The 12,667-nt window shown below is 70.4% G+C and carries 11 protein-coding genes; 4 read left to right on the top strand and 7 right to left on the bottom strand.

Annotated features, from left to right (window positions below; translation table 11 throughout):
* The first annotated feature begins 386 nt into the window (after positions 1 to 386).
* Complete coding sequence (locus ACGGCP_RS23710) at positions 387 to 1,577, top strand: amidohydrolase (RefSeq protein ID WP_392970042.1); 1,191 nt, start codon at positions 387 to 389, stop codon at positions 1,575 to 1,577.
* Between the two features lie 64 nt (positions 1,578 to 1,641).
* On the opposite strand, the gene ACGGCP_RS23705 is transcribed toward ACGGCP_RS23710, so the two are convergent.
* A complete protein-coding gene (locus ACGGCP_RS23705; protein WP_392970039.1) occupies positions 1,642 to 2,085 on the bottom strand; it encodes a gamma-glutamylcyclotransferase family protein in 444 nt (147 codons plus the stop codon).
* Between the two features lie 61 nt (positions 2,086 to 2,146).
* Between ACGGCP_RS23705 and ACGGCP_RS23700 the strand changes: the two genes are divergently transcribed.
* Positions 2,147 to 3,532, top strand: coding sequence for an NAD(P)H-quinone dehydrogenase (locus ACGGCP_RS23700; protein ID WP_392970036.1), 1,386 nt, complete (start codon positions 2,147 to 2,149; stop codon positions 3,530 to 3,532).
* Positions 3,533 to 3,593: 61 nt separating this feature from the next.
* Here the strand turns inward: ACGGCP_RS23700 and ACGGCP_RS23695 are convergent, their stop codons facing one another.
* From ACGGCP_RS23695 to ACGGCP_RS23685, 3 genes are all read right to left on the bottom strand, one after another.
* On the bottom strand, positions 3,594 to 4,595 hold the full coding sequence (locus ACGGCP_RS23695; protein ID WP_392970033.1) for a hypothetical protein: 1,002 nt from the start codon (positions 4,593 to 4,595) through the stop codon (positions 3,594 to 3,596).
* 210 nt (positions 4,596 to 4,805) lie between these two features.
* Positions 4,806 to 5,561, bottom strand: coding sequence for an ABC transporter permease (locus tag ACGGCP_RS23690; protein WP_392970031.1), 756 nt, complete (start codon positions 5,559 to 5,561; stop codon positions 4,806 to 4,808).
* Positions 5,558 to 6,295: an ABC transporter ATP-binding protein gene (locus tag ACGGCP_RS23685; protein WP_392970028.1), complete on the bottom strand. Its 738-nt coding sequence runs from the start codon at positions 6,293 to 6,295 to the stop codon at positions 5,558 to 5,560. Before ACGGCP_RS23685 ends, ACGGCP_RS23690 begins: the two co-directional genes overlap by 4 nt.
* Before the next feature lie 118 nt (positions 6,296 to 6,413).
* Here ACGGCP_RS23685 and ACGGCP_RS23680 point away from each other — a divergent pair, with 118 nt between their 5' ends.
* Positions 6,414 to 7,283 (top strand): sensor histidine kinase, encoded by an 870-nt coding sequence (locus tag ACGGCP_RS23680; RefSeq protein WP_392970026.1) that lies wholly within the window; start codon positions 6,414 to 6,416, stop codon positions 7,281 to 7,283.
* Positions 7,280 to 7,921, top strand: a complete 642-nt coding sequence (locus ACGGCP_RS23675; RefSeq protein WP_392970023.1) for a response regulator — start codon at positions 7,280 to 7,282, stop codon at positions 7,919 to 7,921. The genes ACGGCP_RS23680 and ACGGCP_RS23675 overlap by 4 nt, the downstream gene beginning before the upstream one ends.
* Positions 7,922 to 8,424: 503 nt before the next feature.
* On the opposite strand, the gene ACGGCP_RS23670 is transcribed toward ACGGCP_RS23675, so the two are convergent.
* From ACGGCP_RS23670 to ACGGCP_RS23660, 3 genes are all read right to left on the bottom strand, one after another.
* The gene (locus ACGGCP_RS23670; protein ID WP_392970020.1) at positions 8,425 to 9,861 is read right to left on the bottom strand and encodes a GuaB1 family IMP dehydrogenase-related protein; all 1,437 of its coding nucleotides are present in this window, start codon (positions 9,859 to 9,861) and stop codon (positions 8,425 to 8,427) included.
* A 177-nt stretch (positions 9,862 to 10,038) separates the two neighbouring features.
* Positions 10,039 to 11,781 (bottom strand): acetyl/propionyl/methylcrotonyl-CoA carboxylase subunit alpha, encoded by a 1,743-nt coding sequence (locus ACGGCP_RS23665; RefSeq protein ID WP_392970018.1) that lies wholly within the window; start codon positions 11,779 to 11,781, stop codon positions 10,039 to 10,041.
* A complete protein-coding gene (locus ACGGCP_RS23660; protein WP_392970015.1) occupies positions 11,766 to 12,623 on the bottom strand; it encodes a PadR family transcriptional regulator in 858 nt (285 codons plus the stop codon). The genes ACGGCP_RS23665 and ACGGCP_RS23660 overlap by 16 nt, the downstream gene beginning before the upstream one ends.
* Positions 12,624 to 12,667 lie beyond the last annotated feature (44 nt).

Genomic DNA, 12,667 nt, shown 5'->3' with positions numbered 1-12,667 from the left:
CGGCCGTAACTTATCGGCTCGGCAAGCGTTATGCCTCATGACGGCGGGTACGGCTCCAACATCGTGACCGCACGTCGCAGCACCGTCACCACTGGCGCGGGGACCAGGGCGACGGGACCCGGGCGTCGCAAATCACGGCGCTGGCCGCAACGGAGCGCGATCGGATTAAGCTTGCCGGATCGCCTCCTTTCGGCTTTGATCCTCGAACGCGAATAGCGAGGCGCGAAGGAATGTTTACGCTCACTGCGGAGAAAGTCGTCGAGATGGGTACCGCCACAAAGTCCAATGAGCCGCTGCCGAGCGCGATCGCGCCCGAACCGTGTCTCGTGGTACCCGGCGCCCTTCCCTCGTTCGACCATTCCGGCGATCCCGCTGAGGAGCAGCCCATGTCCACGTCGCTGCCCGAGTTCCTGGACGGCTGGCTCGCCGCCCACGCGGGCGAGGTCGTCGCGGCCCGCCGCCACATCCACGCGAACCCGCGCCTCTCCCGCCAGGAGCACGACACCGCGGACTTCGTCGCCGCCCGTCTCGCCGAAGCCGGACTCGACCCGCAGCTCATCCCCGACGGCACCGGGCTCACCTGCGACATCGGCACCGGCGACCGCGTCATCGCCATCCGCGCCGACATGGACGCCCTGCCCATACACGACCCCAAGCAGGTCCCGTACCGCTCCACCGTCGACGGCGTCACCCACGCGTGCGGGCACGACGCCCACACCGCGATGCTCGTCGGCCTGGGCCGCGTCCTCGCCGAACTCGAACGCCGCGAAGGACTCCCCGGCCGCTTCCGGCTGATCTTCCAGCCCTCCGAGGAGCAGTTCCCGTCCGGCGCGCCCACCATGATCAAGTACGGCGCGCTCACCGACGTCGCCGCGATCTTCGCGTTCCACTGCGACCCGCAGTTCCTCGCCGGGCAGATCGGCGTCCGCAACGGCCCCCTGACCGCGGCCTGCGACGTCATGGAGGTCCGCATGAAGGGCCGCGGCGGCCACACCTCCCGCCCGCACCTCACCTCCGACCTCGTCAACGCCATCGGCCGCGTCGTCGTCGACGTCCCCGCGCTCGTCAACCGCCGCCTCGACCCGCGCCAGTCCGTCGCGATCGTCTTCGGCGCCGTCCAGGCCGGCGAGGCCGCGAACGCCATCCCGCAGGAGGCCCTCGCGCGCGCCACCGTCCGCGTCCACGGCCGCGAGACCTGGGACATGATCCCCGACCTCGTCCAGGAGGTCACCCGCTCCGTCGCCCGCGCCTCCGGCGTCGAATGCGAGATCGACTACCGCCGCGGCGTCCCGCCCGTCGTCAACGACCGGCTCGCCTCCGCCATGTTCGCCGGAGCCGCCGCCGCCGCGCTCGGCGACGAAGCCGTCGTCGAAGCCCCCATGTCCATGGGCGGCGAGGACTTCGCGTACTACCTCGAGCAGGTCCCGGGCGCCATGGCCCGCCTCGGCGTCGGCCGCCCCGGCGAGCGCCTCGACATCCACCAGGGCAACTTCGACATCGACGAGACCGCCCTCGGCCACGGCATCCGCGTCATGACCCACACGGTCCTCGCCGCCGCCAACAGCCCGGCCTTCTGACCGACAAGGCACGAAGAGGGGGGAGCCGCCCGGCGGTCCCCCCTCCTTTTCGTCTACTGAGGACTCACTCCGCGGTGGGACGCTTGCGCAGCGCCTCCACGTAGTCCTGCGGCGCCCCCGCGGCCTCGGCCGCGCGCATGATCTCGTCCAGGTACCACTGGCTCGGCAGACCGCCCTCGAAGCCCTCGAACACGTACAGCCACACCGGCCGGTTCGCCTCGAGCGTCGCCGCCTGCGTGTGCATCTTCCGGTACAGGCCCGAGTTCAACCCCTCGAGCTCGTCCAGCACCTGCCGGTCGGCCGGATCCAGGTCGTAGAGCGCCACGAACACCCGCTCGCCCGGCGACTCCACCACCGTGGCCACCGCCGACTCCGAGCCCAGGTCGGCGTTGCCGAACGTCAGACGCCAGCCTTCCAGCCAACCCGTCCCCACCAAGGGCGACCGCGGGCACGTGGCGCGCATTCGGGCAGGGTCGAGATTCGAGCCATACGCGGCATAGAGATGCACGACTCGAAGATACCCTTAAACCAGCCCGCACTGAAGCATCCCGAACACCGAAAGGCGCACCGTGGCACGAGTAGCGATCATCGGCGGAGGCCCCGCCGGGTACGAAGCCGCCCTCGTAGCGGCCCAACTCGGCGCCGACGTCACCCTCGTCGAGGCCACCGGCGCGGGCGGCGCCTGCGTCCTCTCCGACTGCGTCCCCTCCAAGACCTTCATCGCCGCCTCCGCCGTCCTCACCGAGATCCACGAGTCCTCCGAGCTCGGCGTCGGCACCAAAGAGGCCACCGCCGACCCCGCCGCCGTCAACGGCCGCGTCCGCCGCCTCGCCACCCAGCAGTCCGCCGACATCGCCCAGAAGCTCGTCAACGCCGGCGTCGACATCGTCTACGGCCGCGCCGCACTCCGCGTCGACAAGGGCTACAACTACGTCCACGAACTCCACGTCGTCCCCCTCGAAGGCGACCCGTTCGACACCGACGCCGACATCGTCCTCATCGCCACCGGCGCCACCCCCCGCACCCTCACCTCCGCCCCCGTCGACGGCGAACGCATCCTCACCTGGCGCCAGCTCTACGACCTCAAAGAGCTCCCCGAGCACCTCATCGTCGTCGGCTCCGGCGTCACCGGCGCCGAATTCGCCTCCGCCTACCTCGCCATGGGCTCCCGCGTCACCCTCATCTCCTCCCGCGACCGCGTCATGCCCCACGAGGACGCCGAAGCCGCCGAGACCGTCGGCCGCGTCTTCGTCCGCCGCGGCATGGACGTCCGCAACCACTCCCGCGCCGCCGCCGCCCGCCGCACCGACACCGGCGTCGAAGTCGAACTCGACGACGGCACCGTCATCGAAGGCACCCACGCCCTCATCTGCGTCGGATCCATCCCCAACTCCGACAACCTCGGCCTCCACGCCTACGGCGTCAACATCAGCGAGCAGGGCTTCATCCCCGTCGACAAGGTCTCCCGCACCAACGTCCCCGGCGTCTACGCCGCGGGCGACGTCACCGGCGTCCACGCCCTCGCCTCCGTCGCCGCCATGCAGGGCCGCATCGCCATCTGGCACGCCCTCGGCGAAGCCGTCCGCCCCATCAAGCTCGCCCACGTCGCCGCGAACGTCTTCACCGACCCCGAACTCGCCTCCGTCGGCGTCACCCAGGCCGACGTCGACTCCGGCAAAGTGGACTGCCGCGGCGTCCTCCTCCCGTTCGCCTCCAACCCCCGCGCCAAGATGGTCGACCGCACCGAGGGCTTCGTGAAGCTCTTCGCGTGGAACTCCTCCGGCATCGTCGCCGGCGGCGTCGTCGTCGGCTCCCGCGCCTCCGAGCTCATCACGCCGATCGCGCTCGCGGTGGAGCAGCGCCTCACCGTGGAGCAGGTCGCGCGGACGTTCACGATCTACCCGTCCCTGTCGGGCTCGGTCGCCGAGGCCGCCCGCCAGCTCATGGAGTTCTGACACGCGCGAAAGAGGGCCCGCGGCTTCCGCCGCGGGCCCTCTTTCGCTGCTCGCTCCATCCCTAGTCGACGAAGGTCTCCACACGCAGGTGCCGGATGAGGTGCACGTCCGTCTTCCCGCCGGTCGAGGAAGCGAACCCGATCTTGAACGTCTCGGGCGCCGCGAACGGGACCGAGGTCTCCAGGACCCGCTGCCAGCCGCCGCCGTCCAGGAAGTCGAGGTCGACGGTGACCTTCGGCTGGTCGCCGCCGGTGACCTTGAGCTTGACGAGGCGCTTGGCGTCGTCGATCGACTCGCTGCGCAGGCTCTCGGGGAAGGTCGTCCCGTACAGGTCGCCGTTGCTCACGGTGCCGATCTTCTCGTCGGTCGCGGTGGTCGCCAGCAGGCAGTAGCCCTCGAGCCCCTGGCCGGGCCCGCGCAGGGCCACGTTGTCGGGCGCGCGGTTGAACGCGGTCCGCAGGTACTCGGGGGCCTGGTAGTCCTCGGGGCAGCCGGTGCCGCGCCCCTCGGTGTCGGCCGAGAAGTTCCCCCACGCGTCGAGGCCGAGGCCGAGGTAGCCGCCGTCGACGCCGGGGATGTCGCCGAGCTGGGCGTAGCCGAGGCTGCCGCCGAACGCGCCCGACTCGGTCAGGTCGGTCTCGCCGTCCACGAGGAAGAACGAGATGCCGTCCGCGCCGGTCCCGCCGTACTGGTACTGCGCGAAGGTGACCTCGATGCCGCCCTTGTTCGGCAGGGCCTTGTTGAGGATCGCCGCGCCGGTGTTGTGGTTGCTGGCGTCGGTGAGCTGCAGGTAGCCGGGCGTCTTGCCGGCTTCGGGGACCGGGCCGGTCAGGTCGTTGCAGGCGGGCCACCCTGAAGGGCCGACCGGGATGGTCTGGCCGGTGAGGCACGCGTCGAGCGAGAGCACCGTGTCCGGAAGGTTCTCGCCGTCCCCTGTCATCGGGGCCGAGACCAGGACCTGCTTCTTCTCTTCGGCGTCCTCGGCCCCGGCGGAGGCGGGGACGGCGGCGAGCGCGGCGGCGAGGAGCATCGAGCCCGCCCCGGCCATGGCAATGCGTTTCACTGGTGCTCCTTCTGCGACAGGACGCCGGCGGCGCCCGGGAAGTCCGCGACCCGGCGAATCCAGGCCGATTACAGAATGAAGCTATATGAACACATAGAGCGATGAACTCTGTTCGGGTAAGTGTGCACTGTCTACAAGCAACTGACAATGGGCCGCCGCGGCGTGTCGCCGCGGCGGCCCTTCCTGGCATCCTGTCCCGGGCGTCCCGGTTCAGGCGTCTCTGCGCCGCATGGCGAACCATCCGCCGGCGAGCGCCGCCGCCGTCCACAGCACCAGGATCGCGATGCCCTCCCATGGTCCGTAGTCCCGTCCGAACTGCGGGTGGCCCGGCTGCGTCAAGTGCATGATCACCATGCCCACCTGGTCGGGGAAGTACTGGACGACCGGCTTGATCGCCTCCAGGTTCCCCAGGCCCTGGCCCGACAGGAACAGCACCGGCAGCAGGATCGACAGCGTCACCACCGTGCTGCGCAGCATCACCGCGACCGCCGCGGTGAACACGCTCAGCAGCGTCAGATGGATCCAGCCGCCCAGCAGCGACTCCAAGGTCCACCATTCGTCGAGCGGCGCCGCCGCCTCCCCGAGCATGAGCCGCACGAGCCCGAACACCGCGAGCTCCACGACCAGCGCGGCGACGGCCACGGTCGCCCCGAGCAAGGTCATCTTCGCCGCGAACAGCCGCCCGCGCGAGGGCACCGCCGCCAGCGACGCCCGGATCGTGCCCGTCGAGAACTCCGACCCCACGGTCGCCACCGCGAACGTCACCAGCACCAGCTGCGCCGTCAGCAGCCCGAAGAACACCGGCAGCAGCGCGTCCGTCGCCGGACCGCCCGCGCTGAACCCGTTCGCGACCACCCAGCCCAGTCCGAGCGCGACGAACGCGAACAAACCCAGGGTCACCACTGTGGACCTGACAGAGCGGATCTTCACCCACTCCGCCGAGACCGCCTGCCCGAACGCCTTCACCGCAGACCTCCCGACCGGAACTCGACCGACGCGCCCGTCAACCGCATGAACGCCTCCTCCAGGCTCGCGCCGCCCGGGGCGTGCGCCGTAATGAACTCCTCAGTGGACGTATCGGCGAGGAGCCGGCCGCGCCCGATGACGACCAGGTGCTCCGCCGTCAACGCCATCTCCGACATCAGATGGCTCGACACGAGCACGGTGCGGCCCTCGGCCGCGAGCCCCTTCATCAGGTTCCGGATCCACACCACCCCTTCGGGGTCGAGCCCGTTCACCGGTTCGTCCAGGATGAGCACCTCCGGGTCGCCGAGCAGCGCCGCGGCCACGCCGAGGCGCTGCTTCATGCCGAGCGAGAGGGTCTTCGCGCGCTTCCGCGCCGCCCCCGCCATCCCGGTCGCCTCCAGGACTTCGCCGATCCGGGCCTCGCCGATGCCGTTCGTCCGCGCGATCCAGCGCAGGTGCTCCCGGACGCTGCGCGTCGGATGCAGGTCCCCGGCGTCCAGCAGCGCCCCGACGGCCGTGAGCGGCCGCTCGATGGACCGGTACGGCTTTCCCCGCACTGTGGCGATGCCGCTCGTCGGCCGGTCGAGGCCGAGGATGAGCCGGATCGTGGTGGACTTGCCCGCGCCGTTGGGGCCGAGGAAGCCGGTCACGCGACCGGGCTCCACGGTGAATGAGAGGTCGTCGACGGCCGTGCCGCCGCGGTACCGCTTGGTCAAATTCCTGACGTCGATCACGGATCCAACGTAGAAACCGAGACTCGTCCCCGACAGTCGCCGGAAGTAGCGGAAGAAATCGACGAAAGTGAACCCGCCGCCAGCCCGGCCTCCGCGGCGGGCTGCGTAGGGTTGCCGTATGAAAGGTCTGCTCGCGACCGTGGCGATCGTGCTGGCCGAGTTCGCCGTCCTCGCGTTCCTTCCCGCGGGGCCGATCCCTGCCGGGATCCTCGGGCTGCTCGCCGCGGCCGTCGTCGTCGCGCTCTGGCAGCGGTACCGCCGGTCCATACGCGAGCAGGAGGTGGCCGTCGAACGCGAGCGGCTCCGCCTCGCCCGCGACATGCACGACCGCATCGGCCGCCGCCTGGGCCTCGCCGCAGTCCAGGTCGCGGCCCTCGAGGTCCGCGAGACCGATCCGGCCCGCCGCGCTGAGACGAGGCAGGTCGGCGACACCGTGCGCGCCGCCGTCGAGGATCTCCACGGCCTCGTCTCCCTGCTGCGCACCGGATCCGAGACCGAAACCGGGTTCGACCAGGCCGAGGCCGCGACGCTCGCCGCGGCATTCGTCGAGTCAGGCGTGGCGGTCGAACTGCGCCACGAAGGCGAACCCGCACCGCTCCCCGCCGTGACCGCCCGCGCCGCCTACGCCGTGCTCGAGGAGGGCCTCGCGAACGCGGCGAAGCACGCCCCGGGCGAACCCGTGCGGGCGACGGTCACCTGGGAGGACGACGCGCTCCTGGTGTCCGTCGAGAACCCGCTCTCCGCGGCCGCTCCGGCGGACCTCCCAGGGGGCCACGGCATCGCGGGCCTGCGGGAGCGTGTCGACGCCGCGGGCGGCCTGCTCGACCGACGCGCCGACGCCGACCGGTTCCGGCTGAGCGCGATGCTGCCCCTGCCGTCGACCCGCCCGTCCCTCCCGCGCGCCGCCCGCGCGGCGGCGATCGGCACGGTCGTCCTGCTCCTGGTGCTGCTCCCGCTCACCTCGATCGCGGGAGTCCAGGCCGGATGACCAGGGTCGTGATCGCCGACGACGAGCCGCTCGTGGTCGAAGGAGTCCGCATTGTCCTGGAGACGGCAGGAATATCAGTCGTCGCAACAGCCAACAACGGAAACGAAGCCCTCGCCGCCGTCACCGAACACCACCCGGAAGTAGCCCTGCTCGACCTGCACATGCCGGGAACCGGCGGCCTGGAGGTCCTCAACGGCCTCGCTGCGGCATCGCCGGGCACCCGGGCGCTGATCCTGACCTCCTTCGGCGACCAGGAGAACGTGCTCGCCGCAGTAGCGCAAGGCGCTGCCGGTTTCGTACTGAAGACCTGCACTCCAGAAGAACTGGTGACCGCCGTACGCGCAGTCGCGGCAGGCGAGGCCTACCTCTCACCAGTAGTGACCCGGATGGTGCTCGGCCTCGTGGCCCCTGAATCCGCTCCTCGCCGCCGCGACGCAGTCGAACGCGTCGCCCGGCTCGCCGCCCGCGAACGCGAAGTACTCGAAGCGATAGCCGAGGGCCTCTCGAACGCGGAGATCGCAAGCACTGTCCACATGAGCGAAGCGACCGTGAAGACCTACGTGAGCCGGATCCTGGCGAAACTCGGCTGCACCAACAGAGTCCAGGCCGCGATGCTCGCAAGAGACGCCAAAAACTAAGCGCCCCACCACCCTGTGGATAACTTCACCGCACCCCATCAGGCAAAATAACAAACACTCGCATAGTTATCCACAGGCAGGAAAATAGTTCTTGGCAGGTGTTGCCGGGCATGTGATTGTTGATAGATAAAAAACGGTCGTTCCGCCGGTGGTGGTGGAAGTGCGGAGCGGAGACCTGGTCCTGGCAGGACTGGCGGCGATGTGGGAACCCCGGGGGCCGCCCCCGAAGACCGCGCGGGAGTGCACTCCCGCGCGGCTCCTGCCAGGACACCTCGCGAGGAAGAACGCGGGCGCATCGGCACCCAGCCGATGCGCCCGCACCAAACACACGACAAAGACCACCACGGGCCCAGGCGCCAAAGAAACGACGAGGACCAGCACAAACCCGCACGGCACCAAATGCACCACGAGGACCGACACGAGCCCGTACAGCACCGAAGAACACCCAAGAACACCGAAGGCGCCCGCCTACCGGCGGACGCCCACGGATTCGCTTGCGGCGCTTACCAGCTGCTCGGGACCGGCGCCCCCTCGGTGTAGCCCGCCGCGGACTGCACACCGACGGCGGCCCGCTCGTGGAACTCTTCCAGGGTCGTCGCCCCCGCGTAGGTCGCCGCGGAGCGCACGCCCGCGACGATCGAGTCGAGCAGGTCCTCCACGCCGGGGCGCTTCTGGTCCAGGTACATCCGGCCGGTCGAGATGCCTTCCTCGAACAGGGCCTTGCGGGCCTGGTCGAACGATGAGTCGCTCGCGCTGCGGGCCTTGACGGCCCGCGCCGAGGCCATGCCGAACGACTCCTTGAAGGGCCGGCCGTCGGCGTCGTAGTGCATGTCGCCGGGGGACTCGTGGGTCCCGGCGAACCAGGAGCCGATCATGACGTTCGAGGCGCCCGCGGCGAGCGCGAGGGCCACGTCGCGCGGGTGGCGCACGCCGCCGTCGGCCCACACGTGCTTGCCGTGGCGGCGGGCGGTCGCGGAGCATTCGAGGACCGCGGAGAACTGGGGCCGGCCGACGCCGGTCATCATGCGGGTGGTGCACATGGCGCCGGGGCCGACGCCGACCTTGATGATGTCGGCGCCCGCGTTGATGAGGTCGGTGGCGCCTTCGGCGGTGACGACGTTGCCCGCGGCGATCGGCAGGTTCGGGGCGGCGTCGCGCACGAGCTTGAGCGCGTCGAGCATCTTCTCCTGGTGGCCGTGGGCGGTGTCGACGACGATCACGTCGGCTCCGGCCTCGACGAGCGCCGCGGCCTTGCCGGTGACGTCGCCGTTGATGCCGATGGCGACCGCGACGCGGAGCTTCCCGTCGGCGTCGGTGTTGGGCCGGTAGATCGTGTTGCGCAGGGCGCCGGCCCGGGTGAGGACGCCGTGGAGGCGGCCTTCGGCGTCGAGGACAGGCGCGAGCTTGATGTTCGCGTCCTCGAGGATCTTGAACGCCTCGGCGTTCGAGATGCCCATGGGGAGCGTGACGAGCCGGTCGGACGCGACCTGTTCGAGCTGCGTGAAGCGGTCGACGCCGCGGCAGTCGGCCTCGGTGACGACGCCGAGCGGGCGGCGCTCGGAGTCGGTGACGATGACCGCGCCGTGGGCGCGCTTGGGGAACAGGGCGATCGCCTCGGCCACCGTGGCGGTCGGCGGCAGGGTCAGGGCCGCGTCGCAGTCGAGCGGGCGGGACTTGACGCGGGCGATGACGTCGGCGACGACGTCGACGGGGATGTCCTGGGGGATGACCGCGAGGGCGCCGCGTCGGGCGAGGGTCTCGGCCATGCGCCGACCCGAGACCGCGGTCATGTTGGCCGCGATGATCGGGATGGAGTTCCCGGTGCCGTCGGCGGTCGACAGGTCGACGTCGAGGCGGGAGGCCACGCTCGACCGGTTCGGGACCATGAACACGTCCGAGTAGGTGAGGTCGTGGCCGGGTTGTCCGTCGATGAAGCGCATGGCTGTCCCCCTGTAGGGAGTGGTCGGGTTCCGGACGGAGGATTTTCCGCCGCCGGGAACCCTAACCCGTTTTCGGTCGATGAGAGCAGTGCTTGTGGTGCTACGCACAGCACTGACTATTGTCCCTCTACAAACGGCCGGTTGTAAGTCTGCGATCTGACAGATCGGTTACGCGGCTCACTCCGAGATCTGGCAGATCGGGGCCCCGGCGGCCACGACGTCGCCGATGCCGACTTCGAGCCCCGAGACCGTGCCGGACTTGTGCGCCTCGATGGGCTGCTCCATCTTCATGGCCTCGAGGACCACGATCGTGTCGCCCTTGACGACGGACTGCCCGTCGGCCACGGCGACCTTGACGATGGTGCCCTGCATGGGGGACGGGAGGCCGTCGCCGCCGATCGCCGGGCCCGCGTCGGCCTGCTTCTTCGGGCCGCGCTTCTTCGGCTTGTTCGACGCGACCGGGTTGAGGAGCCCGGCCGGGATCGACACTTCGAGGCGCTTGCCGCCGACCTCGACCACGAGGCTGGTGCGCTCCTCGCTGTCGCCGCCGCCGGCGGTGCCCGCGCCGTACGGCTCGAGCGTGTTGTCCCACTCGGTCTCGATCCAGCGGGTGTGGACGGTGAAGTCCTCCGCGAACGCCGGGTCGTCGATGACCGCCCGGTGGAACGGAAGCACCGTCGCGAGCCCCTCGACCTCCATCTCGGCCAGGGCCCGGCGGGAGCGGCGCAGCGCCTCCTCGCGCGTGGAGGCGGTGACGATGACCTTCGCGAGCAGCGAGTCGAAGTTCCCGTCGATGACGGTGCCCTCTTCGATGCCGGTGTCGACGCGGACGCCCGGCCCGGCGGGGAGCCGCAGCTTCGTGACGGCGCCGGGCGCGGGCAGGAACCCGCGGCCGGGGTCCTCGCCGTTGATGCGGAACTCGATGGAGTGGCCGCGCGGCGCGGGGTCCTCGGTGAGCGGGACGGCCTCGCCGGAGGCGATGCGGAACTGCTCGCGCACGAGGTCGAGGCCGCTGGTCTCCTCGGAGACCGGGTGCTCGACCTGGAGGCGCGTGTTCACCTCGAGGAACGAGATGGTGCCGTCGACGGCGACGAGGAACTCGACCGTGCCGGCGCCGTGGTAGTCGGCTTCCTTGCAGATCGCCTTGGCGGCGTTGTGGATGACGGCGCGCTGCTCGTCGGTGAGGAACGGCGCGGGGGCCTCCTCGACGAGCTTCTGGTGGCGGCGCTGCAGGGAGCAGTCGCGGGTGCCGACGACGATGACGTTGCCGTGCGTGTCGGCGAGGACCTGCGCCTCGACGTGGCGGGGCCGGTCGAGGTAGCGCTCGACGAAGCACTCGCCGCGCCCGAACGCGGCCTCGGCCTCGCGGACGGCGGACTCGAACATCGCGGGGATCTCGTCGCGCTCGCGGGCGACCTTGAGGCCGCGCCCGCCGCCGCCGAAGGCGGCCTTGATCGCGACGGGCAGGCCGTGCTCGTCGGCGAACGCGAGGATCTCGCTCGCGTCCTTCACCGGGTCCTTGGTGCCGGGCACCAGCGGCACGTTCGCCTTCATGGCGAGGTGGCGCGCGGTGACCTTGTCGCCGAGGTCGCGGATGGACTGCGGGGTCGGGCCGATCCAGGTGAGCCCGGCGTCGATCACGGCCTGCGCGAACTCGGCGTTCTCGGAGAGGAACCCGTACCCGGGGTGGACGGCGTCGGCTTCGGACCGCTCGGCGATCCGCAGCAGCTTGTCGATCCGCAGGTAGGTGTCGGCGGCGGTGAGGCCGTCGAGGGCGAAGGCCTCGTCGGCCAGGAGGGTGTGGGGTGCGTCGCGGTCGCCGTCGGCGTAGACGGCGACGGACTCGTACCCGGCGTCCCGGCAGGCCCGGATGACTCTCACTGCGATCTCGCCGCGGTTGGCGATCAAAACCTTGCGCACGTTCCGCAGTGTAATGGCCGTGTATCGGAGGTTGGGGGGTCGCCATCACCTAGGGCCCGGACGAACTGACATATACCGCCCACACTTTGGAGGGTCTCCATAAGGAGGGTTGTCGATTTTTTCGGATGATCTCCTAAACGGCCGTTCAGGTCCTCGTGGGAGGACGCGACGTCGTCGATCATCGCCTGCCGCTCCTTCGCGTTGTCGAGGAACCGGTCGCCCTTGATCGCCTCGCGCCAGTACGCGGCGTGCTCGGCGTCGAGGTCGGGGCCGAGCACGAGGTCGCCGCTCTCGATCCGTGCGGCCGTGGCCTCGCACCATTCGGCGTCGGTGATCCACAGGTCGATCTGGCGCTTCATCATCGCGCGCGCGTGCGCCGGTACGAAGGCGCCCTCCTCGCCGGGGGTGAACTCGGGGGTGGTGGCCGCGAGCAGCACCGTCACCTGCTCGACGCGGGAGAAGAGCACCTCGGCGCGCTGGCGCAGCAGCGCGATGTTCTCGGCGGGGGTGAGGACCAGCGCGAAGGACCACGCGGTGGCGAACGGGTCCTCGCCGCCCTCGACCTCCCACAGCTTCTCCCGCAGGGTCCGCTGGAACTCCGCCTCGCCCTGCGCGGTGATCTGGTACGTGGTCCGGGCCGGGCGCGCGTCGACCGACTCGGTGGCGACGACCTCGATGCGGCCGTCGGCGGTGAGCCGCTTGAGCGCGTGGTAGATCGAGCCCGCGCCGATCTCGGGCTTGCCGGGCATCCGCCACGTGTCCAGCTCCCGCCTGACGAGGTAGCCGTGGACGGGACCGAGCCACCGGACGAGGCCGAGGACGAGAAGACGCGTACTCCACATGCCGCAATATTATCGCTTTGACTAATCTCACGGTTGCTCGTATA

Source organism: Glycomyces sp. NPDC048151 (assembly GCF_043202775.1).
In the GTDB taxonomy this organism is placed as follows: domain Bacteria; phylum Actinomycetota; class Actinomycetes; order Mycobacteriales; family Micromonosporaceae; genus Glycomyces.
Note: the sequence above shows the minus strand (reverse complement) of the source record. Positions and strands in the feature narration are given on the sequence as shown.

Coding starts and splice junctions, on each gene's coding strand:
- ACGGCP_RS23710 (WP_392970042.1), top strand. CDS start 387: ATGTCCACGTCGCTGCCCGAGTTCCTGGACGGCTGGCTCGCCGCCCAC.
- ACGGCP_RS23680 (WP_392970026.1), top strand. CDS start 6,414: ATGAAAGGTCTGCTCGCGACCGTGGCGATCGTGCTGGCCGAGTTCGCC.
- ACGGCP_RS23675 (WP_392970023.1), top strand. CDS start 7,280: ATGACCAGGGTCGTGATCGCCGACGACGAGCCGCTCGTGGTCGAAGGA.
- ACGGCP_RS23670 (WP_392970020.1), bottom strand. CDS start 9,861: ATGCGCTTCATCGACGGACAACCCGGCCACGACCTCACCTACTCGGAC.
- ACGGCP_RS23660 (WP_392970015.1), bottom strand. CDS start 12,623: ATGTGGAGTACGCGTCTTCTCGTCCTCGGCCTCGTCCGGTGGCTCGGT.